This window comes from Nitrospirota bacterium (assembly GCA_040755395.1).
Taxonomy (GTDB): Bacteria; Nitrospirota; Nitrospiria; order Nitrospirales; family Nitrospiraceae; genus DATLZU01.
The window spans coordinates 105,750-127,504 of sequence record JBFMAX010000009.1 but is presented as its reverse complement, the minus strand read 5'-3'; the positions used below and the strand labels follow the sequence as shown (position 1 = coordinate 127,504).

Genomic DNA, 21,755 nt, shown 5'->3' with positions numbered 1-21,755 from the left:
CGGGTCGCGAAGGTTAGAAAGAAAGAGGTGTTCTCTCCAGCCGCCAAGAGTTATCAGATGGCGGCTGGCTCAGCAAGCTCGGTTAGGAGGCGGGCATGACTTCCAGAACGGTTCACATCGCCGTTGCGCTGCTCCTGATCGTCGCCGCCGGCTGCGGCGGACCGGAGGAGCGCAAAGCGAACTATCGGTCGAAAGCGCAGGCTTATATCCAGCAGGGGAATTTCCCCAAGGCGCGGGTCGCCCTGCGGAACGTGCTGAAGATCGATCCGAAGGATCCCGAGGCCTACTTCCTGTTCGCTCAGGTCGAAGAAAAGGAAAAAAACTGGCGTAACGCGTTCGCCAATTATCAGCGTGTCGTCGAACTGGTGCCCAACCACGACCGCGCGTTGATCAAGTTGGGCAAGTTTTATCTGGAAGCCCGCATGACCGACAAAGTCGTGGAGTCGGCGGAGAGAGTCCTGGCCGCCGATCCGCGGCACGCGCAGGCCCGGGCGCTCAAGATCGCGGTCTTGGCCGTCGGCGGGCGATTGCAGGAGGCGACGGTCCAGGCCGAGGCGCTGCTTGCGGAGTACCCGTCCGAAAAGGACGTGGTCTTGCTGCTCGCCAGTCTGTATGCGGCACAGCAGCGCGCCGTCGACGCCGAACCGGCGCTGCGCCGGGCGATCGACGCGCACCCCGGCGACCTCGATCTGCTGAACAGCCTGGCTTCGACCTACGTCCGCATGGGAGACGCAGCCCGCGCGGAGCAGATTCTGACGCGCATCGTGGAGGCCGAGCCCAAGGTGTTCGACCATCGCGTCAAATTAGCCGGCTTCTACGATCAACGCGGAGACTACGACAAAGCCGAAGCCGCGTTGCGGGACGCGGTGCGGGCCGACCCGGACAGCGAGCCGCGCCGGCTCGCGCTGGCGGACTTTCTCGCCACCCGTCGAGGCGCGCCGCACGCCGAGGCGGCGCTCCTCGAGGCCAAAGAGAGCCTCCCGCATTCGACGGCCATACGGTTCGCCCTGGGCCGGTTGTACGAAGCGACGCAAGAGCGGGACAAAGCCAGGCGCCTCTACGAAGAAGTTCGCGACGATCGACGAAGAAGCCCCGCGTCCTTGGACGCCAGAGTCAGGTTGGCCGCCATGGACTGGGAAGAGGGCAGGCAGCAAGGAGCCGAGCGGGAGTTACAGGAAGTCCTGAAGGAGAACCCGCGCGCCTCCGACGCCTTGCTCCTCCAGGGTAAGATCGCGCTCCGTCGCGGGGACGGCAAAGGGGCCACTCAGGCTTTGCGCACGGTCCTGAAAGACCAGCCGGACCATGCGGAAGCCTTTACGCTGCTCGGGCGGGCGCATCTGGCGCTCGGCGAAACCGACCTGGCCCGCGAGAACCTGCAGAAAGCGGTCGCGCTGAACCCGCGCCTGCTCGACGCGCAGCTTCCGTTGGCGCATCTCGACATCGCCGGCGGCAGAACGAAAGACGCTCGATCGAGATTGGAAGGCCTGCTCAAGCTGGATTCCGACAACCTGGCGATCCTCGGCATGCTGCTCAATCTGCAGGCGGCGGAGCGGGACTGGGGCGCGACCGCGGAAACGATCGCAAAACTCCGCCGGGCAGGAGCCGGAGAGGTCGCCGCCGACCTTGCCGAGGGCAATCTGTTGCTCGCCAGACAAGAGTGGGACAAGGCGATGGCTGCCTTCGAGCGGGCGGCCGCCGCGGTCCCCGCCGCGCCGGAACCGCTCTTTGCGCTCGTGCGATTGGAACACGGTCTCGGCAGGCAGGCCCAAGCCCAGGCTCGGCTTGAACGCCTCCTGGCCCGGGATCCACAGCACGCCTACGCCCTGGGCCTGCTCGGAGAACTCCTGCTCATCAGGGGGGACCAGGCGGGGGCGGAGGCCAAATTCCGCGAGGCCGCGCGGATTAAGCCGGACTGGGCCATGCCGTGGATGAACTTGGCCACCTTGAAATTGGCGCAGAAGCGGCTCGCGGAGGCCGCCGAGCTTCTGACCGAAGGCGTCCGACTCAACCCCGGTAACGGAGAGCTTCGCCTGTTGCTGGCGTCCGCGCTCGGCGAGGCCGGGCACATCGATCGGGCGATCGAGGAGTACGACGCGATTCTCCGGATGAACCCGCGCGCGCTCGTGGCGGCCAACAATCTCGCCGCGCTGCTGGCCGATCATAAGGGCGATCCGAAAAGCTTGGAACGGGCCCTCGCCTTGAGCCGCGAGTTCGAAACGCAGGCCCCGCACCCCTTCTTCCTCGATACGTTGGGGTGGGTCCACCTGAAGCTGGGTCATCGCGACGAAGCGGTGCGCGTGATTCGGCTCGCCCTTTCCAAAGCGCCGGACCATCCGGTCCTGAATTACCATTTGGGCGTGGCCTATTATCAAGCCGGCCTGGCCGCGGAGGCCAAGACCCATCTCCGGAAGGCCGTCGCCTCGGGCAAAGCCTTTCCCGGCGTCGCGGAAGCGCGAGCCATCTTGGCGCAATTGCAGGGGTAGTCATGCGGAAGTCGTCGCACAAAACCGATCATCGTCCGGGACGGACCTCTGCAGGCTTCTGGCTCCCGGTGGTGCTCGTCTGCGTGCTCGCCGATGTCGCGGCGGCGGGCGGCAACGGCGTGGGTCCGCCGCCTGCCGTAGGGCCCGACTATCTGTTGGGACCGGAAGACGTCGTCATGATTTCCGTGTGGAAGGATGAACACCTGACCCGCGAGACCGTGGTTCGTCCGGACGGCATGGTGTCGTTTCCACTGGTCGGCGACGTGCCCGCGGCGGGCAGAACGGTCGAAGACTTGCGGACCGATCTGGCCAAACGGCTCTCGAAGTTCATTCCCAATCCGCACGTCTCGGTCGCGGTGACCAAACTGCTGAGCTACAAGATCTACGTGTTGGGCCGGGTCAACAAGCCGGGCGAATTTCTCGTCGGGCATTACACCGATGTCCTGCAGGCCCTCAGTCTGGCGGGCGGCTTGACGCCGTTCGCCGCCGAGAACGACATCACGATTGTGCGCCGCCAAAACGGGGAGCAGCGGGTCTTCCGGTTCCGCTACGGCGACGCCAGAAAAGGGAAGAATTTGGAGCAGAACATCCTCCTTGAGCGCGGCGACGTAGTCATGGTGCCCTGAACGCACAGAGGCACCGCGTGTTCGTTTCCATCGCCCACGGACCCCGTCGTGCGCCGCGCCTGTGGCCGGCCGTCCTGACGGGCATCGCCCTCTTGGCGTGGGCCGTCGCGGTCAGGGCCGCGGAATGGTCGGCCGAGCCGTCGGTAAGCGTGAGAGGCGATTACAACAGCAATCTGACGTTGACGTTTTTTCCGCACGACGAGGTGTGGGGGTATTGGGTGTCGCCCGCGGTCACGTTCGCCGGCTCGACGGAGACTCTCCGCGTGAGCGCCAAGGCGGCGGCGGATTTCGTCCGCTATACCGGCGGCGAGGACGTCTCGTTCACGAACCTGTATTTCCCTCTCTCGGCGCGTTATCGCCGGGAGCAGGATACCTGGAGCCTGGAGGGCGGGTTTACGCGGGACAACACCCTGTTGGGCGAATTGCAGCAAACCGGCGTCCGCGTGAGCTTCACCCAGCGGAATCTGTGGACGGTCAATCCGGCTTGGACGAGGGCGCTGACGGAAAAGCTGTCGGTGCAGGGCGGCTATCAGTTCGCGGACGCGTCCTACGACAACGGCTTCCGGCTGGGTCTGATCGATTATCAAGTCCACGGGGGAAACGGGGCAGTGTTGTACGACATGACCGAACGCGATCAAGTCCAATTCACCGGCCACTACGTGACCTTCTCCGCGCCCGACGCCCGGCTCAGATCGGTGTATTACGGCGCGACCGCAGGCATGACGCACTCCTTTTCGGAAACCACGAGCGGGACGCTGTCGGGCGGTCCCCGGCAGGTCTCGACCAGCCAGTTCGGCTTGAAGGATTCCGAACTGGTCTGGCTGTTCGCCGCGAACCTGCGCGCACAGGGGGAGCGCTCGTCGCTGCAGCTCGATGTCGGCCGCGACATCAACCCGAGCGGCCTGGGGCTGTTGATTCAGACGGACAGGGCCGCCGTCACGGTCTCGAGCGACGTGACGGAAACCGTGACGGCGTCGATCACCGGGCAGGTTCTGCTCGCGTCCGGTATCGCCACGCAAGGCTTGGCGTTCAGTTTTCCGGATCAACGCTACGTCAGCGCGACTCCCAAGATCGCCTGGCGCATGACGGACTGGTGGACGTTGACGATGTCCTACACATACGCGCAATTGGACATCGACCATCCGTCCAGGACCGCCGGCGCCAATTCGACCTTCGTGATGTTGACCTACACCATGCCGAAGCTGGCCGTCTCGCGTTGAACGGCCCTCGGTGAACGGGAGGCGGGAGAATCACGCCGTGGAACGACAGCCGCGAGATCCGAGGGAGTTTCTGGACATGGCGCGCCGGCGCCGGGCGCCCATCCTGCTCACCGCCGCCGCGATCTTCGGGATCGCGACGGCGACGGCGTTTCTGCTGCCGGCCGTGTATCGCTCGACCGCCACGATTCTGATCGAAGAGCAGGAGATTCCGCCGGACCTGGTCCGGTCCGCGATCACCAGTTATGCGGACCAGCGCATCGAAACCATCAAGCAACAGGTCATGAGCCGCTCGACCCTCTGGCGGATCATCGAACAGTACGGATTGTACGAGGGGCTTCGGAAACGACATCCCACCGAGGAGGTCCTCGATCGGTTCGTCAAAGACATCAGGATCGACGTGATCAACGCCAAAGTCATCGACAAACGCTCGCAAACCCCCACGCAGGCGACGATCGCCTTTACGCTGGCCTATGACGGAGAGACGCCGGAACTGGCGCAAAAAGTCGCCAATGAGCTGACGAGCCTGTTTCTCGGGGAAAATCTCAAGACCCGAGCGCGGCACGCGCAGGAGACCACCGCCTTCCTCCGACAGGAAGCGGAAAACCTCTCCCGTCACATCGAAGAGGTGGAAAGCCGGATCGCCGAGCTGAAACAGAAAGCGGACGGCGCGCTTCCCGAGCTGATCCAACTGAATATGCAGTTGATGAGCCAGGCCGACCGCGAATTGGTGGACGTGGATCGGGAGATCCGGAGCCTCGAGGAACGGAAAACCTATCTGGAAGGGGAGTTGGCCACGATCAAGCCCAACACGCCCATCATCTCCGCCGCCGGGGAGCGCATTCTCGACGCCGGCGAGCGGCTCAAGGCCTTGCGTGCGCAGATCGCGAGCAGCGCCGCGTATCTGTCTCCGGAACATCCGGACATCATCAGGATGCGGCAGGAGATCGAGGCCTTGGAGAAAGAGACCGGCTCGCCGGCCGGGATCGAGGAAGTGACGAAATGGCTGGAAGGAGAACGGGCCAGGCTGGCCGGCCTCCGCGAACGGTACGGGGACGACCATCCCGATGTGGTGCGGGCCCGAAGCGTCGTCGCCTCCTTGGAACAGGAGTTGCGGCGGGCCGGCGAGCACCCGGCGCCCGCGCCGCCCGTCAAGCCGGAAAATCCGGCCTACATCAACCTGCAGGCGCAACTGTCTTCGACGACGGCCTCGCTCAAGGCTCTCAAGAACACGCGGGCGGAATTGAAACGGCGCAGGGACGCTTACGCCGCGCGTCTGGAAAACACCCCGCAGATCGAGCCCGCCTATCTCGACCTCATGAGGGATCGCGACGGCTCGGCGCACAAGTATCAGGAAATCCGGTCCAGGCTCATGGAAGCGCAGGTGTCGGAGGGCCTGGAGATCCAGCGCAAAGGGGAGCGCTTTTCCCTGATCGATCCGCCCGACTTGCCTGAGAGACCGGAACGCCCGAACCGGCCGATGTTGCTCTTCCTCGGGTTGGTGCTGGCGGCGGTCGGCGGAGCCGCAGCCGGTTCCGCCGCCGAACGGCTCGACCGCTCGATCCGCACTCCCGCGCAGCTCAACCGGCTCGTCAAGGCGTTTCCGCTCGCCGTCATCCCCTACCTGCCCACCGACGAGGAGCTGGCGCGCGTCGCGAAGCGGAGAAGCGCCCTCCGGTGGGCGGGGATGGGTGTGGTCGTCGCGCTGGCGCTGTTGGGACATTTCTTGTGGCTCCCCTTGGACGTGGTCTGGTTCACGGCGCTCAGGAAGCTGGGGCTTTAACTGATCTTGGCCGGGAGGAACTGATTGATGGAAGGCCTGCAGCGAGCGCTCGAGCGGTTCAAACAGCAGCAGCGGCGCCCTCGCCCGCCGGACGGGGGCGGGCGGATCCGCGACACGAAACCTGTTCCGCCGTCCATCGTCTATACCTGCACCAGGACGGTCGACATCCCGCGGGAAACGCTTCGCGAGCGTCGCGTCCTGGCCGGGTTCGACCGCGGTCCGTTCGTGGACGGCTACAAGGTGCTTCGCACGCAGGTCCTCCACCGGTTGCGGGAGAACGGATGGAACACGGTGGGGGTGACCAGTCCCGGTTCCGGGGAGGGCAAGACGCTGACGTCCGTCAATCTGGCGATTTCCATGGCGATGGAGGCGACACAGACCGTGCTCCTGGTGGACGCCGATCTGCGGCGGCCGCGCGTCCACGAGCTGTTCGGCCTCGACGACTGCGCCGGATTGGCCGACTATCTGCTCGACGACGTGCCGGTCGAAGATCTGCTGATTCATCCGGGGATCGGCCGGTTCGTGCTGCTGCCCGGAGGGCGACCGCTTCCGCACTCCGCCGAAGCGCTCGCTTCGCCCAAAATGGCGGCGTTGGTCGAAGAACTCAAACACCGGTATCCGTCGCGGATCATCGTGTTCGATCTCCCGCCGTTGCTGCGAAGGGCCGACGTGTTGGCGTTTTCACCCTACACCGACGCCTTGCTGCTCGTCGTCGAAGAGGGCCGCACCACGGCGGAAGACGTCGAACACGCCTTGCTGCTGGTCGGCGGCGCCGCGCCGATCTTGGGCACGGTGCTGAACAAGGAAGGCCGGCGGGACCGGAGCCTTCACCGGCTCGCCGCGCTGCTCTCGGAAGACGACGAAGCCCGCCCGGCGGACAAAGGATAATCATGTACGAATCCTTCTACGGGTTTCGCGCCAAGCCGTTTTCTCTATCGCCCGATCCCGAATTCTTGTACTTGGGAGACGGTCACCGGATGGCGCTGAACCTGTTGGAGTATGGCCTGCTCAACCAGGCCGGGTTCGTGATCATCACCGGCGGACCGGGGACCGGCAAGACGACGTTGCTCCACTCCCTGCTGGACCAATATTCGGATATCTTCGCCATCGGCATGTTGACCAACGTTCAGGACACGCTCGGCAGTTTGTTGCCCTGGATCGTGGCGGCGTTCGGTCTCAGCCACGCCGAAAACAGCTCCGTCGGGTTGTTCTCCGAGTTCTCGGCCTTCCTGGCGCGTGAGCACGCCCGCCGGCGGCGGGTCTTATTGGTCGTGGACGAAGCGCAGAATCTCACGCCGACGATGGTCGAGGAGCTGCGCCTGCTCTCGAACGTGAACGACGGCCGGGGGCGATGCTTGCAGGTCATCCTGTCCGGCCAACCGCCGCTCCGCGCTCTGCTGCAACGGGCCGACATGACGCAATTCGCGCAGCGCGTCGCGGTCGACTGCCACCTGGATCCGCTGTCCGAGGACGAAACGCCCGGTTGTATCCGCCACCGGCTGGGCGTGGCCGGCGGCCGGCCGACTCTCTTCAGCGACGGAGCCTGCGTTCTCGCTCATCGGGTGAGCGGCGGCGTCCCGCGGTTGATCAATCAGGTGTGCGATACGGCGCTGGCGTACGGCTTCGCCGAACAGACGCCGCGGATTACCGCAACGCTCGTGGCTCAGGCGGCGCTCGCTCGCCGCAGGGGCGGCATCCTGCCGCTGCGCGACCGGGAAGACCTGATAACCCTCGCCAAGGAGTGGGATCAGAAGGATTCGGATCGCTCGAAGGGACCGGCGCCTGGTCACGGTTTTTCGACGGCCGAGCCCGGCTCCCCGCCGATTCAGGATCGGCGCCAGACGGGCGGGCACATCCAGACCGCCGGCACGCTCTATGACCGAGGTCTGACCCTGAAGAAGGCCGGGCGCTTCGAGGAAGCCGTCGCGTCGTTTCTGCAGGCGGCCGAGACTCCGGACCACGCGTTTCGCGCGTACGCGCAGGCCGGCCTCTGCCTGAGGGCGGCCGGCCGCCTCGAAGACGCCGCGGAGGCGCTGGGCAAGGCGCTGGACCGCGCGACCGGCTCCGGGCAAGAGGTCCTCAGCATCCGTTATCTCTTGGGCCGCACCTTCGAGTCTCTCGGGCGGCGCCGACTCGCGCTGGACTCCTACCGTCACATCGCCCGATGCGATCCGGCGTTCCGCGACGTCGAACATCGTCTCGCCCAATTGTCCGGCGATCGCGCAACCGGCCGGCGCGCCGCTTACCGGACGAACGGGGCCGGGCCGGGGCGCGTCCTTCATCTCCTGCACCGGCTCTTCCGGAGCGCGCGATGACGCTCCCGGTCATCGCCGGCTGTCGCGCGCTTGCGCGAAGGGCTCATACCGCATACCGGCGCTGTCATCGGGCACGTTCCTTCCGGCACCGCCGCGGGATGACGTCATGAAGATCCTCAACGTGGTCGGCGCCCGCCCGAACTTCATAAAAATCGCGCCTCTGATCAGAGAGATGCGCAGACATCCGCAGATCACGCCGATTCTGGTTCACACCGGCCAGCACTACGACGCCGACATGGCCGGACAGTTTTTCGAGGATCTGGAGATTCCCAATCCGGACTTTCAGCTCGGAGTCGGAGCGGGATCCCATGCGTACCAGACCGCCGAAGTCATGAAGCGTCTGGAACCGATTTTGGAAAGGGAACGACCGCAGGTGGTTGTCGTCGTAGGCGACGTCAATTCGACAATGGCCGGCGCGCTGGCCGCCGCCAAACTTCAACTCTCTGTGGCGCACGTCGAGGCGGGCCTGCGAAGCTTCGATCGCTCCATGCCGGAAGAAATCAACAGAGTGGTCACCGACGCCGTCTCGGACATTCTGTTCGCCAGCGAGGACAGCGGGGTGAGGAACCTGATGGCGGAAGGTGTGCCTCCTCACAAAATCTTTTTCGTCGGAAACGTGATGATCGATTCCCTGATGCTGTCCCATCGTCGGTGGATTCGCTCGACGATCCACGATCGCCTCGGTCTGCCCAAAGGCCGGTACGGGATACTCACGCTGCACCGGCCTGCGAACGTGGACGATCCTGACACGCTGAAAGGGCTGCTGTCCGCAGTCGGCGACATCGCCGATCTGATACCCATCGTCTTTCCGGTACACCCCCGCACCCGCCGGCATCTCGAGACCGCGGGCGAACGCAGCCTGTTTTTCCGATCACAAGACGAACAGGCGCCGGAGCGGGGGCTCTTCTGCGTTCCTCCGTTGGGATACCTCGACTTCATGGCGTTACTGGCTTCGGCGCGGTTCGTGCTTACGGACTCAGGCGGTATTCAGGAGGAAACCACCGCGCTGGGAGTTCCCTGTATGACGTTGCGGCACAACACCGAACGGCCGGTGACCGTGTCCCACGGAACCAACCGTCTGGTGGGCGTCTCTCCCGACGCCATCGTGAAAGAAGCCGAGCGAATATTGCGATCGCCCCTTTCGAACGCCTGTCCCCCGCCCTTGTGGGACGGCCGGGCTTCCCGGCGGATCGTCGACATCCTGCTCGACCGGTTTCATGAGCGCTAAGGCGCGCCACGCGCCTTGCCGTTGTTGCGCCGCCACACGGCTCGAAGTCCTCCCGGGGCCGTGCTAAATAGGTCGCATGGTTTTCTCTTCCACCGAGCGAATTAACCGAGCACCGATGTGGCCGTAACGTTCGCGTAACCCTCCTTCTTTACTTTCCCACCCGATCGACGCGCGACAGGGAGAGGGTGAATGAGAGGGGGGGTATCGTGCGGGCTGGCGCTGTTCTGCGTGGCCTGTTTGGGAACGGCGTGGGTCGGCGACCGGGTTCTGGCGGGGCAACTCGAGGATCTCCTGCTCGAAAAAAAACAGATTACGATCGATGAATGGGTGCAGTTGAAGGCGGAGGAAGAGAAGCGGGAGGCCAAAGCTTTGGAAGAGAGTCGGGGCGTCGGCGACGCGCCGGTCCGCGAGAAGTGGTATGAAAGAATCAGCATCCGCGGATACAGCCAATTACGCTACAACCATACCCTCAACAACGAGTTGCTTATCAACGAGCAGGGCGATAAGTCGATCGGAAAATCCAACACGTTCTTCCTGAGACGCGGCCGCGTGATCATCAGCGGGCAACCGCACGACCGCGTGTTCGTGTACATTCAGCCGGATTTCGCATCGTCCGTGGACGGGTCGAACAACGTCGGGCAATTGCGGGATTGGTACGCGGATCTCTTTCTCACGGAGAACAAGGAGTGGCGCATCAGGGCCGGCCAGTCCAAGGTGCCGTTCGGGTTCGAGAACATGCAGTCCAGCCAGAACCGTCTGGCGTTCGACCGCAACGACGCGATCAACAGCGCCGCGTTCAACGAACGCGATCTCGGCTTGTTCCTCTACTACGCGCCGACCTCCGTCCGCGAGCGCTTTCGCCGGCTGGTCGACAGCGGGTTGAAAGGGTCCGGCGATTACGGGATGCTGGGCATCGGGGTGTACAACGGGCAGACCGCCAACAAATCCGAACGAAACGACAACAAGCACGTCGTGTTTCACTTCATGTATCCGCACGAATTCCCCAACGGTCAGATCTTCGAGGTGGGCATGGACGCCTACACCGGACAGTTCGTCGTGGACACGGCGCCGGTCGTGCCGCTCAACCCGTCGCTGACGGCGGGGACCCCGGCTTCGCCTCGCGTCACCAACAACGGCAACTACGTGGATGAACGAGTCGCGTGGCACTTCGTCTTGTACCCGCAGCCGTTCGGCCTTCAGGGCGAATACACCGTCGGGCGGGGACCCGAATTGAACAAAGCCCGCACCGACGTGGTGACGGGCGATTTGCGCGGCGGCTACCTGCAGCTCTTTTACAACTACCGGTGCGAAACCTACTGCCTGAGCATTTTTCCGTTCGTGCGCTACCAGGAATACTTCGGCGGGAAGAAACACGAGCCGAACTCGCCGCGCAACTCGGTCCGTGAACTCGAGCTCGGACTGGAGTATCAGTTCAACAGGGCCGTCGAGTTGACCGTCATGTATACCTGGACGCAACGCACGTCGGCGGACGCCGGCGCCGTTCCTTCCACCTGCGTCAACCCGCTCTTCACGAACATCCCCTGCGTGCAGACCCCGTATCAACTCCAGACCGGCAATCTGCTCAGGTTCCAGTTGCAGTGGAATTTCTGACGCCCGTCGGCGGATTCAGCGGGCGACTGCGATCACTTCCGGGGCAAGACGTCCCCGGAACGGGGAGCGGCCCCCGACGAGAGGCGCCTCGGAGGAAGCTGGCGGAAGAGCACGATGAGCTCGCGCCGGTCCCAATGAAAGAGCCGGGCCAGTCCTGCGGGAGCGGACGGCACCCGATAGTGTTGCGGTTCGAAATCCAGTTTGCCTTCCTGCGGTGCGATCGGTTTCATGGGCGTGAGCCTGTCATCCGTCGTATCGGCGACTCCGATATCGGCTCGATAGTGGGTCTTCGAGCGATAATTGCTGAGGAACAGATGGAGTCGATCGCCCTTCACAAACAACCCTCCGGACGTCACCTCCCGCCGGATCGCCGAGACCCGACGTGTCTGATAAAAAGTCACCACTTCCTCGGGCGTCGCCATCTGTAACGCGTCGGCCAACAATGGGGCGAAAAACTCGATCTCGGTGTCGGTAAACGCCGGATGCCGGCGCGGTCGGCTCAGGTCGTCGTAGAAGGGCATCCGGGAGACGGGTGCTTCCACGACGACGCCGCCGAGGACCGCGGCCATCTGCTCGGCGGAGACCGAAACCGGGTGGCTGTGTTCATTCCCCTGTGCGACCGTTTGATCGGTTTCGAGCCGAACGAACGACTGGTCGCTCTCGTACACCACCTTGGTGGGAAATTGCGGCGTTCCGCACCCCGCCGCGCCGGCGATGATGCACAAGCTCACCCACACCGTGATTTTCGGCCGCATGCAGCACCGTCGAGACCGTCGCCCTGACACGTTGTTTTGCTCCACTCCCGGGAACGGTCGTTCCGATGATGGCGTGTTCGACAAGCTGTGTCCAGCCGGGTTCAGTTTCGTGGACTCGGCGTTCGCGCGGCGGACGCGGCGTTGACGGGAACGGACCAGAACGCGAGCAGGCGGGCGATCTCGCTCGTGGTCAGCGGAAAGTAGCCCGTCTTGATCACGAGCTCCTGCCCTTGCCGGCTGAGCGCGAACTTCACGAATTCGGCGACCAGAGGAGAGGGCGCCGCTTTCGGCGGCTTGTTGACGTACAGATAAAAGTTCCGCCGTAACGGATACGTTCCGTCGATGGCCGTCTGGAACGTCGGTTCCACATAGCGGCCGCCCTTCGCGTTGGCCAAGGGCACAGGCCGCACGCCGGAGGTGCGATACCCGATGCCGCTGAATCCGATCCCCAGCCGGTCTTTGCTCACGTCCATCACGACGGACGCCGAGCCGGGACTCTTGATCATACCGGGCTTCAGCTCGGCGCCGTCACATACCTGTTCTTTGAAAAATGCCGCGGTCCCCGACAGTCCGTCGCGGCCGTAGCTACGGATCGGCGCGTCAAACCAATCTTCGTGGAGGCCGAGCAAGCCCCACGAGTCGATAGGGTACTTGATCCCGCGGCGTCTTTCGAAGCAGAAGATTGCGTCAAGCTCCTGCAGCGTGATCCCGGCGATCGGATTCTCCCGATGGACGAAAACGGCGAGCGCGTCGACCCCGACGGGGACTTCCGTCGGCTCGTACCCGAACTCCTGCATGAAGTCGGCGATCTCCTGGGTCGTCATCCGCCGCGACATGGCGGCGATCTCGGCTTTCCGTTCCAGGAGCTTCACGGGTCCGGTCTCGGAACCCAGTCCCTCAACCTTGATCGTCACGCCCGGGTAGAGCCTTCCTAGTTCGTTGGCCCAACCTTGCGTGAAGGGGCGCATGGTCTCGGAACCGGCCACGACCAGCGATCCCGACACGGCGCTCGCCGGCGTGTACGGAGGAATCTTCAGGTCCAGCTCCGGTTTGAGTTGGGCCTGACAGGGAACTGCGATCCAACAGGCCAGTGCGGCCCACGCGGCAAAACACCCGAGCGCCCGAACGGTCATTCGGATGCACATCTCACGCTCCCTGTCCCGGAAACATTGCGCCGTAAGCCCGTTTCATCCGGTTACGGATGGCCTTTCCATCCTCCGATCGACACGAACGGCACGTCTCGGCCAATGCGCTGCGTTTACAGCCGCACACTACCGGCGAAGTGTTTCAACGCCGTATCGATCGCGTTAAAGATGTGTTACACCTCGATCAGGCGCGTCCTCCTGCACACAGCCGACCCGGGACAGCGCCCACAATCTTCTCACCGTCTTCATGAGCCTTCGGCCCACCCACGCATCATGAAAGTCAAGGCTGGGCGAGAGGCAAGGAGCTCGGGGCGAGGGGGAAGAGACTCCGATCTCTAGCCCAGGGCCTCCAGCCCCGCGCGCATTTCTGCATAGTTTACGATTTCTTAACTTCCGGTTAACCCCTTCTTGCCGCCGGTGACCTACAGTGATGCCCCATTGTGAAATAGTGAGGCGAACATGGCCGGCGGAAAATCGCCGATTCTGCTCGTGACTGCCAGCGACTCATTGGCGCAGTCGCTGAGCCAGCGGTTGGCCGAGTCAGGCTATCGAGTCGTGGTCGCCGCGCACAAAACCGCCGTCCTGGCCGAGATCCAGGAAAAGGATCCCCTTTTGATCATCGTCGATCGCCAGTTTCCGTGGTACCAGGACGTGCGCCAGAGCCTCATTCCCCGCGGCGTCCCCCTGATCGCGTTCCAGCCGCAATCCTCTGCGTGCCTCGAAGAGGACTGTATCGAAGATCTCAATCTGGGAATGGACGATACGGTGTGCGGCCAGAGCCCGGCGCAACTCGTTGCCCGGATCAGGGCGATCCTTCGAAGACAGCAAGTCAGCCGGGAATCGCCCGCAGTGCTGAGGATCGGCGACATCAGCATGGATCTCGAGAGACATGAAGTCACCGTGCGGGGCCGGCAGATCGATCTCACTCCGAAGGAATTTCAGATCTTGCAATGCTTTCTCGAATCGCCGAGCCGGGTTTTTTCGCGGCAGGAGATGTTGGATCTCGTGTGGGGGCCGGGCTACGCCTTGGAAGCGCATGCCCTCGACGTGCACATCCATGCGCTTCGCCAGAAGATCGAGGCGAACCCCTCCCGCCCGCAATGCATCGTCACCGTGAGGGGGCTGGGGTACAAACTGCGGGCCGGTTAGCCCGGCATGCGCATGCATGTTCGACGGCCGTCACGGGCGGGCGAGCCGTCGCGGAATTTATCCGCGGCCGAAGAACAGGAGGAAGACCGGTGAAAGTGATCGCATCGGTTCTTGTCGCGGCGAGCGTCTCGCTGCTGACAGCGTGCGGGGAGGGATACCGCTACATCGACACGGCCTGCGCCAAAATGCCCGGCGACACCGCGCAATCCCGCGAGGCCGCGCTGCAGTGCCAACAGTTCAGACAAGCCGAAGCCGCCACGGCGGTGTATACGGAGGCGGCTCAGCTTCTCAAATCCTATCGCGCTTGTTTGGAACGATACGAGCAAGCGCCGGCACGGGCCAAGGAATATTGCGCGCTCTATGCGCAGGCGCTGCGCGAGATCGGGCTGCAAGTCAAGGACGAGAGTCTGTCGACCGGCGATCGACTCGAGCGTCGCCCCGCTTCGGATCGCTAGCCGTGGCTTATCCTGCACCGCGAACGGTTCTTGGGCGAGGAGAGCCTTCGGCGTTCGGTCGATTCGGTCCACTCGACGCTTCGTGAGGATCATCCGGCCATTCCGGCGCCGGCGGCTTGAACCTCGGTGGCGCATCGCCTCATGGCCAACCGTTTCAGCAGCCAGCCGAGCCGGTCCGGTACGGCCCGTGCTCGTTTCCGGGCTCGACGCCAGTCCTTGACGATCCGGGGCTTCGACTCCAGCTTGAGCTTTTCTCCCAGTTTCTTGAACTCGGCCAGCTCTTCGTACTTGCCCAGGATGGTCTGCACATCCTTCAGCCGGCCGAGGAAACGGGTTTTCGCCGGGTCCCGGCCGGGAGCCCACTCCTCCTGATAGCGGATCGACTTGATCCGCAGGCGGAGCGCGTGAAGACGTTTCCGGCGCGGCTTCTTGGACGCCGTCGCGAGAAGCTCCTCCAATACCGTCATGTGGAGTTGGGCCAAGGCTGCGAATCGCTTGTCCAACCAGCCGGCATTGGTCGGTTCCGCCGGCAAGGCATGTCTCCAGACAACACGTTCCATCTTGTCATAGACGTTCTTTTCCAGGAGCTTCGCAGACGTCAGCTCGACCAATTCTTGAACCGCATCGCGATCCGACTTGGGGGCGCCGATCCGGACGAGGTACCCGGCGAACACGTGCAAGGTTCTCAGCCGGCTGAGGCGGGACACACATCGGGACAGAACCGCGGCGCTCTCGTCCTTCCCTGCGAGCTCGAGATGGGCCTGCAGTCGCCTCAAATGGACCCTGACGCGATGAAGGGTTTCAGGACGCCGATCTCCATCCGACAGTCCGGCCAGTGCCTGAAGGACGATCGACTGGTACTTGGCTGCCTGGGTATCGACGGAGAGGGACGGCACGGCCACGCTCGCATTCGATCGGTTCACGTGACGGGACCATGACTGTAACAAAGCCTCCCGCAAGGCTTCAAGGCACGCCGGGATGGTTTTAGTCCACTGTGTCGATGTGGTAGAGTAGCCCCCTCCAGGGGCTAGGTGTCCTCATGGATTGTGTGCTCTTTCGTCATGGGATCGCGGTGGAGCGTACGGAATGGTCCGGACGGGACGCGGACCGCCCCCTCACCGACAAGGGCCGGACACGGACGCGGCAGGCGGCCTCCGGCCTGATGCGGTTGGATCTTGTCCCCTTCCATCTGCTGTCGAGCCCGTTCGTACGGGCGCATGACACCGCCAAACTGCTTCACGAGGCGTTCCGGTTGAAGGATGAGATTCGTCTGTGCGACGAACTGCTGCCGGGGGCCGCTCCCGACAAATTGTTCCCGTTGCTGGAATCCTTTCCCGCGGATGCGTGTGTGATCTGTGTCGGACACGAGCCCCATCTGAGCGAGACCGCCGGGATCATGCTTTTCGGCGAGCCGGCGGCCTGTCTTTCGCTCAAAAAGGCGGGCGCCTGCCTCATTCATTTCGACGGGATTCCAAAGCCCGGCAGAGGATACCTGCAATGGTGGTTGGGGCCAGGGCTGCTCCGCGCCCTGCGCAAGGCCTGATCAGGCGGGAGGCAGGACCTCGCCAAGCGGGGGGGCGGGCCGGCGGAGCGCGCGGCCGTCGCCGGTCAAGAGCGGCTGGATTTTAGCCCGCAACTCCTCCTGGATCTCCTCCGGGGGCTTACGGGCGTCGATCACCTCGAATCCGAACTCCTCGGCCATCTTGTCGAATTCCTCGATCAGCAACGCCTGGTACTTTTTGAAGCTGTCGTACAGATCGGCGCCCAATTTCAAATCCATCCCGGATTCCCAGTAGTTCATCCCTTTGCTCTCGATCACCCTCAACGCCAGGGTGTCCACGTCGATCCGCAAATAGCAGACGAGGTCCGGCACGAGCGCGAACCCGAACACGTCCCTGATCCATCGGCGGTCGCCGCTGCGGACCGTATCCCGGGCGAACGCCGTGTAAATATACCGATCGGCCAGGACGACGAAGCCCGAGCGCAGGGCCGGGATGATTTCATGTTCCAGGCGGTCGGCGAAATCCGTCGCGTAGAGAAGGCTGAACGACCACCGGTCGAGAATGTTGCCCTGCTTGGCCATCTCGATCGTTTTGGACATGAGATTCGACCGCGTCCAGCCGGTGGTGACCACGCCGTAGCCCTGCACTTCCAGCCATTCCTGCAACGACTCGATGTGGGTCGACCGACCGACGCCGTCGGTGCCTTCGATGGCGATCAGCTTTCCTTTCAAATCACTCGGATTTAGGTACGTCAAACCGTCGCCAAAATAGCGAGCGTCTCCCATGGGTGCCCCTTCGCGGCTTGTAGTGCTCCAACGCCTTCGCGACCATCCGGCGCATCTCGTTCTGCTGCGTTTCGATCTCCTTGGTGGCGTCCATCGTGATGAGCCCGAACTCTTCCACGATCTTGTCGTATTCCGCCAGGATTCTGGACTGAAAAATCCGGAAACTTTCGGCGACGTCCTGGCTCAGCCCCATGTCCATGCCGGCTTCGTAATACTTCAACTGCGCCCGGGTGCCTCTCAGCAGCCGGTCGATCGCCACGTCGATCGGCACCTTGAAATAGAACGCCATGTCCGGACGGACGGCGAAGCTGTAGAGCTTTCGCACCCAGGCCGGCGAGACGCCGCGCACGACGTCGCGCGCGAAGGCCGTGTACATATACCGGTCGGCCAGCACCAGCATGCCGGCCTTCAACGGCGGCAGGATCTCGTGATAGAGGCGGCTGGCGAAGTCCGTCGCGTGCAGCAGGCTGAACGTCGTCGGGGTCAGGGTCTTGTTCTTTTTCCCCCGCTTGGTGGTCTCGCGGACCAATTCGGAGGAATTCCATTCGGTGAAGAACACCTTGTGGCCCTGCGACTCCAGCCATTTCTGCAGCAGCAGCAACTGGGTGCTCTTGCCCGATCCGTCGATGCCTTCGACGATGATCAACTTGCCGGGATAGGGATGCGGCGCATCCCCGGCCGATGATGGACCGGTCATGCCGGGTCTCCCTCCGGTGACAGCATGATGAATTGTACCCGCCTCCGGAAGACCTTCTCAAACAGGTCCGCGCGCCCGCGGGCGGCCCAGGTTTCCAACTCGGCGTCGCCGGCGGTCTGAAGCGAGATCGTCACGATCGCCCCCAGCTTCACCGTCAGCCGTTGAATCACGGAAAAATGGGTGCGGTCGAGCGCATCGGCGATCCGGAGCAACGCCGCCAGCACCTGGACCGTCCGCTGATGGCCGGCCGGCAAGGCCGCCAAGGGCGCGTGCTTCGGACTCGGCAACGCCCGGCGATGATAGCGCGCGACGTTGGCGACGATGTCCACCTCTTCTGCCGTCAACCCGGACAGGTCGCTGTGCTTGATCAGGTAATAGGCGTGCTTGTGATGTTGCCGGGAGTTGATGAGGTAGCCGACGTCGTGCAGCAGCGCGGCGTATTCCAGCCACTCCCGCTCCGGCTGCCCGAACCCGTGCATCGGTTTGGTCTGATCGAACAACTGCAACGCCAGCGCGGCGACATGCAGAGAATGGGTTTCCGGCGCCTGGCAGCGGCGCGCCAGATGGACGACGTTTCTCCTGCGGACATCCGGGATCTCCAGTTCGGCGCGGAGGCCCTCCCGATGGCGCTCGATGAAATCGTAAATCATGCCCTCCCGGATCGCCTTGTCGGAAATGGTCAGATCGTCCTTTCCGACGAGCTCCATGAGGATCCGCAGGACCGCCGCAGCTGGCAACAACGTATCCACGCGTCTGGGATCGAGACCGGGGATGGCGAGCCGCGCCTTGACGCTCGAGGCGGCCAGCACCGCTTCCACCTCCTGCACTTCCTTCAAGGAGACTGCGGCGAGATGCAGTTGAGGAGGGGGATGGCCCGTGCGTCGCAGATAAATCACCTCCGTCAGGTTGCCGGCCATGCCGGAGGTGGCCACCAGGCCGTCGTACTGCACGGTCTGAAACCCCTGCAACGCGGCTTTCAAGTGTCGCTCGATCGCCGCGTGCATGTCCCGCAACATGGCTTTCGACGGCGGCGTGCGCGTGAGATACAGATCCTTCATCCGGATGGCGCCGAGCTTGAGGCTCCTGGCGTGCAGCATGGCCTCTCGGTTGCCGACCATCAACTCGACGGAGCCGCCTCCGACGTCCACCACCAAGGTCGGCCGGTCCGACAAAGCGATGCTGTGGCGCACGCCGAGGAAAATGAGGCGGGCTTCTTCGGCGCCGCTGATGACCCGCACCGTCAGGCCCGTCTGTTTCGCCACGCCTTCGATGAACTCGCCGCCGTTGCGGGCTTCGCGTACCGCGCTGGTGGCGATCGCCTCGATCCGGTCGTACCCTTTGTTACGGGCGAGCGTCACCAGGTTGCGGACCACTTCGAACCCCCGGGCCATCGCTTGGTCCGAGAGCCGGCGGCTGGCGAACGAGCCGTCGCCCAGCCGCGTCATGTCCTTGAAGCGATCCACAATTTTGTACGAAAGATCGGGGCCGACCTCGGCCAGGACCAAATGAATGGAGTTGGTGCCGATATCGAGAATGGCGAGTTTGGTCATGTTCGAAGCCGAGAGGCGATGTCCGCCGGCGTGCGGCGTGTACCGAGGCTACTCGCTGTCGGCCATCGGCTGTTTGTTCGACGGTTCGGTGTGACGAATGATCTTCCCTTCTACCATATACACGACGAGTTCCGCGATGTTGGTCGCATGGTCGGCGATCCGCTCGAAGTATTTGCCGATGAAGGTCAGGCGGATGGCTCTCGTGATCGTCTTCGGGTTTTCCAACATAAACGAGAGCAACTCGCGAAACAACTGCTCGGTTAAATCGTCGACGAAATCGTCGTCTCCGATCACCTTTCTCGCCAGCGCCGCATCGCGGTTGACGAAGGCGTCCAGGCTGTCTTTCACCATCCGTATCGCCCAGTTCGCCATGCGGGGAATGTCGATGTAGGGCTTGAGTTGAGGTTCTTCATTGAGTTCCAGCGCCCGCTCGGATACGTTTTCGGCCAGGTCGCTCATGCGTTCCAGTTCGGTGGAAATCTTCATCGCCGTGGTGATGAACCGCAAATCGCGTCCCGCCGGTTGCTGCAACGCGAGCAGCCGAAGGCAGTCTTCGTCCACCTCGACATCCAAGGCGTTGACGCGATGATCGGTCTCGATCACGCGACGGGCCAGTCCGTCATCGCGTTCGGTGAGCGCGCGCAGCGCCCCCTGGATTTGGCTCTCCACCAGTCCGCCCATCAGGAGCAGCTTCTCCTTAAGGCCCAACAGTTCTTCGTCGAAATGACGATGCATCAGTCCTCGGGACGCGTCATACGTGAAACGTGATGCGTTCAGCCGAACCGTCCGGTAATGTAATCCTCCGTCAGTTGATTCGACGGATTAGTGAACATCTTCTCGGTCTTGTCGAACTCCACGAGCGATCCCGCGTACATGAAGGCGGTAAAGTCCGAGACCCGGGCGGCCTGTTGCATGCTGTGAGTGACGATCACGATCGTAATCTTTTGCTTGAGTTGATTCACCAACTCTTCGATCTTGACCGTCGCGGTGGGATCCAAGGCCGAGGTCGGCTCGTCGAACAGCAGCATTTCCGGATCCGTCGCGAGGGCGCGGGCGATGCACAGCCGTTGCTGTTGACCGCCCGACAGGGCGAAGGCGGGTTCATGCAGCCGATCTTTGACCTCCTGCCACAGGGCGGCGTCGCGGAGCGCCCGTTCAACGGCGTCGTCGATCGCGCTTCTGCGCTGGCGGCCGCGAATTCTGAGGCCGTAGGCCACGTTTTCGTAAATGGACTTAGGAAACGGATTGGGCTTCTGAAAAACCATGCCCACGCGCATGCGGACTTCGATCGGATCGAGGCGTGGGTCCAGGATATTGGTTTTGTCGGGGTAGAGGACGATTTCCCCTTCGTAGCGGTTGCCGGAATAGAGATCGTGCATCCTGTTGAAGCATCGCAGATACGTCGTTTTTCCGCATCCGGACGGTCCGATCAACGCGGTCACTCGGCGCTCGGCGATGGTCAGCGTGAGCTGCTTGAGGGCCTGAATCGAGCCGTAATAGAAATTCAGGTTCCTGACCTCCGCTTTGACCGCCGGTGCGTCCATCGTCGTCATGGTCCTGCTCACCAGCGGATTCGCTTGCGAAACCGCGCGCGGACGTAGATCGCCAGGGCGTTCATGGCCAGCGTCATCGCCATCAGGACCAGCCCGGCCCCCGCCGCATTGCGATGAAATTCCTCCTGGGGCCTGGACACCCAGTTGAACATCTGCATGGGAAGGACCGTGAACGGATCCAGCAGCCACTGGAACGAGACAAACGGAAATTCCGCTTGCCAGGGAGGATGCGGCAAGAACGCGATGAACGACAACGCGCCGACCGTGATCAGCGGCGCCGTCTCGCCGATCGCGCGCGAAAGCGCGAGAATGATGCCCGTAAGAATGCCTCCCATCGAGTAGGGGACGACGTGGTCCTTCACCGTCTGCCACTTGGTCGCGCCGAGGGCGTAGGCGGCTTCGCGCACCCCGTCCGGTACGCTGCGGATCGCTTCCCGCGTCGCGATGATCACCATCGGCAATATGAGCAACGCCAGCGTGAGTCCCGCGGTCAGAACGCTGTGACCGAGGCCGAACCGGTACACAAAGAGGCCCAGTGCCATCAGCCCGTACACGATGGAGGGCACGCCGGCCAGATTCGCGACGTTGATATCGATAAGGTCCGTCAGCCAGTGCGTGGGCGCGTATTCTTCCAGATACACGGCTGCGGCGAGTCCCAAGGGAACGGCGGCGAACGCGGTGACGACCATCACGAGCACGGTGCCCACCCAGGCGGCCAGAATGCCGGCCTGTTCGGGAAAGCGCGAGGGATAGGAAGCAAAGAAGCGCCAGGACAAGCGGTCCCACCCGTCCATGGCCAGCCCCGCCAGGAGGGCGCCCAGCGCGAACAGGGCGACCAACATGGTCAGGAGCCCCGCGACCGCGAACAACCCTTCCCGGAGTTGACGTGACATCATTGCCG

20 protein-coding genes are annotated in these 21,755 nt (G+C 63.3%); 11 read left to right on the top strand and 9 right to left on the bottom strand.

Going from position 1 to position 21,755, the window contains the following annotated elements:
* Positions 1–95 precede the first annotated feature (95 nt).
* The 8 genes from AB1555_13810 to AB1555_13775 all read left to right on the top strand — a co-directional run bounded on the left by AB1555_13810 (position 96) and on the right by AB1555_13775 (position 11,263).
* On the top strand, positions 96–2,483 hold the full coding sequence (locus AB1555_13810; GenBank protein MEW6247768.1) for a tetratricopeptide repeat protein: 2,388 nt from the start codon (positions 96–98) through the stop codon (positions 2,481–2,483).
* 2 nt (positions 2,484–2,485) lie between these two features.
* A complete protein-coding gene (locus AB1555_13805) occupies positions 2,486–3,109 on the top strand; it encodes a polysaccharide biosynthesis/export family protein (GenBank protein MEW6247767.1) in 624 nt (207 codons plus the stop codon).
* A 17-nt stretch (positions 3,110–3,126) separates the two neighbouring features.
* Positions 3,127–4,329 carry a hypothetical protein gene (locus AB1555_13800; GenBank protein ID MEW6247766.1) on the top strand — a complete coding sequence of 401 codons (1,203 nt, stop codon included), beginning with the start codon at positions 3,127–3,129 and terminating at the stop codon, positions 4,327–4,329.
* Positions 4,330–4,405: 76 nt separating this feature from the next.
* Entirely contained in the window at positions 4,406–6,109 is a 1,704-nt protein-coding gene (locus AB1555_13795) for a lipopolysaccharide biosynthesis protein (GenBank protein MEW6247765.1), read from the top strand.
* Between the two features lie 27 nt (positions 6,110–6,136).
* Positions 6,137–6,997 carry a CpsD/CapB family tyrosine-protein kinase gene (locus AB1555_13790; protein MEW6247764.1) on the top strand — a complete coding sequence of 287 codons (861 nt, stop codon included), beginning with the start codon at positions 6,137–6,139 and terminating at the stop codon, positions 6,995–6,997.
* A 2-nt stretch (positions 6,998–6,999) separates the two neighbouring features.
* On the top strand, positions 7,000–8,424 hold the full coding sequence (locus AB1555_13785; GenBank protein MEW6247763.1) for an AAA family ATPase: 1,425 nt from the start codon (positions 7,000–7,002) through the stop codon (positions 8,422–8,424).
* A gap of 106 nt (positions 8,425–8,530) precedes the next feature.
* Positions 8,531–9,652: a UDP-N-acetylglucosamine 2-epimerase (non-hydrolyzing) gene (wecB, locus tag AB1555_13780; GenBank protein ID MEW6247762.1), complete on the top strand. Its 1,122-nt coding sequence runs from the start codon at positions 8,531–8,533 to the stop codon at positions 9,650–9,652.
* Between the two features lie 189 nt (positions 9,653–9,841).
* On the top strand, positions 9,842–11,263 hold the full coding sequence (locus AB1555_13775; protein MEW6247761.1) for a porin: 1,422 nt from the start codon (positions 9,842–9,844) through the stop codon (positions 11,261–11,263).
* A gap of 32 nt (positions 11,264–11,295) precedes the next feature.
* On the opposite strand, the gene AB1555_13770 is transcribed toward AB1555_13775, so the two are convergent.
* Together AB1555_13770 and AB1555_13765 are read right to left on the bottom strand one after the other, a co-directional pair.
* Positions 11,296–12,018, bottom strand: coding sequence for a hypothetical protein (locus AB1555_13770; GenBank protein ID MEW6247760.1), 723 nt, complete (start codon positions 12,016–12,018; stop codon positions 11,296–11,298).
* A 101-nt stretch (positions 12,019–12,119) separates the two neighbouring features.
* Positions 12,120–13,163 carry a PstS family phosphate ABC transporter substrate-binding protein gene (locus tag AB1555_13765; protein MEW6247759.1) on the bottom strand — a complete coding sequence of 348 codons (1,044 nt, stop codon included), beginning with the start codon at positions 13,161–13,163 and terminating at the stop codon, positions 12,120–12,122.
* Positions 13,164–13,622: 459 nt separating this feature from the next.
* Here AB1555_13765 and AB1555_13760 point away from each other — a divergent pair, with 459 nt between their 5' ends.
* Together AB1555_13760 and AB1555_13755 are read left to right on the top strand one after the other, a co-directional pair.
* A complete protein-coding gene (locus tag AB1555_13760) occupies positions 13,623–14,312 on the top strand; it encodes a response regulator transcription factor (protein ID MEW6247758.1) in 690 nt (229 codons plus the stop codon).
* Positions 14,313–14,401: 89 nt separating this feature from the next.
* Positions 14,402–14,767, top strand: a complete 366-nt coding sequence (locus AB1555_13755; protein MEW6247757.1) for a hypothetical protein — start codon at positions 14,402–14,404, stop codon at positions 14,765–14,767.
* Between the two features lie 89 nt (positions 14,768–14,856).
* Here the strand turns inward: AB1555_13755 and AB1555_13750 are convergent, their stop codons facing one another.
* On the bottom strand, positions 14,857–15,690 hold the full coding sequence (locus tag AB1555_13750) for a CHAD domain-containing protein (protein ID MEW6247756.1): 834 nt from the start codon (positions 15,688–15,690) through the stop codon (positions 14,857–14,859).
* Positions 15,691–15,806: 116 nt separating this feature from the next.
* Between AB1555_13750 and AB1555_13745 the strand changes: the two genes are divergently transcribed.
* Complete coding sequence (locus tag AB1555_13745; GenBank protein ID MEW6247755.1) at positions 15,807–16,310, top strand: histidine phosphatase family protein; 504 nt, start codon at positions 15,807–15,809, stop codon at positions 16,308–16,310.
* On the opposite strand, the gene AB1555_13740 is transcribed toward AB1555_13745, so the two are convergent.
* From AB1555_13740 to pstA, 6 genes are read right to left on the bottom strand one after another with little or no spacing between them, the layout of a single operon-like run.
* Positions 16,311–17,000, bottom strand: coding sequence for a thymidylate kinase (locus AB1555_13740; GenBank protein MEW6247754.1), 690 nt, complete (start codon positions 16,998–17,000; stop codon positions 16,311–16,313).
* Between the two features lies 1 nt (position 17,001).
* The gene (gene tmk, locus AB1555_13735) at positions 17,002–17,751 is read right to left on the bottom strand and encodes a dTMP kinase (protein ID MEW6247753.1); all 750 of its coding nucleotides are present in this window, start codon (positions 17,749–17,751) and stop codon (positions 17,002–17,004) included.
* On the bottom strand, positions 17,748–19,301 hold the full coding sequence (locus AB1555_13730) for a Ppx/GppA phosphatase family protein (GenBank protein ID MEW6247752.1): 1,554 nt from the start codon (positions 19,299–19,301) through the stop codon (positions 17,748–17,750). The genes tmk and AB1555_13730 overlap by 4 nt, the downstream gene beginning before the upstream one ends.
* Positions 19,302–19,349: 48 nt before the next feature.
* The gene (gene phoU / locus AB1555_13725) at positions 19,350–20,036 is read right to left on the bottom strand and encodes a phosphate signaling complex protein PhoU (protein ID MEW6247751.1); all 687 of its coding nucleotides are present in this window, start codon (positions 20,034–20,036) and stop codon (positions 19,350–19,352) included.
* A 38-nt stretch (positions 20,037–20,074) separates the two neighbouring features.
* On the bottom strand, positions 20,075–20,854 hold the full coding sequence (pstB, locus tag AB1555_13720) for a phosphate ABC transporter ATP-binding protein PstB (GenBank protein MEW6247750.1): 780 nt from the start codon (positions 20,852–20,854) through the stop codon (positions 20,075–20,077).
* Between the two features lie 8 nt (positions 20,855–20,862).
* Positions 20,863–21,750, bottom strand: a complete 888-nt coding sequence (gene pstA / locus AB1555_13715; protein MEW6247749.1) for a phosphate ABC transporter permease PstA — start codon at positions 21,748–21,750, stop codon at positions 20,863–20,865.
* Positions 21,751–21,755: the final 5 nt, after the last annotated feature.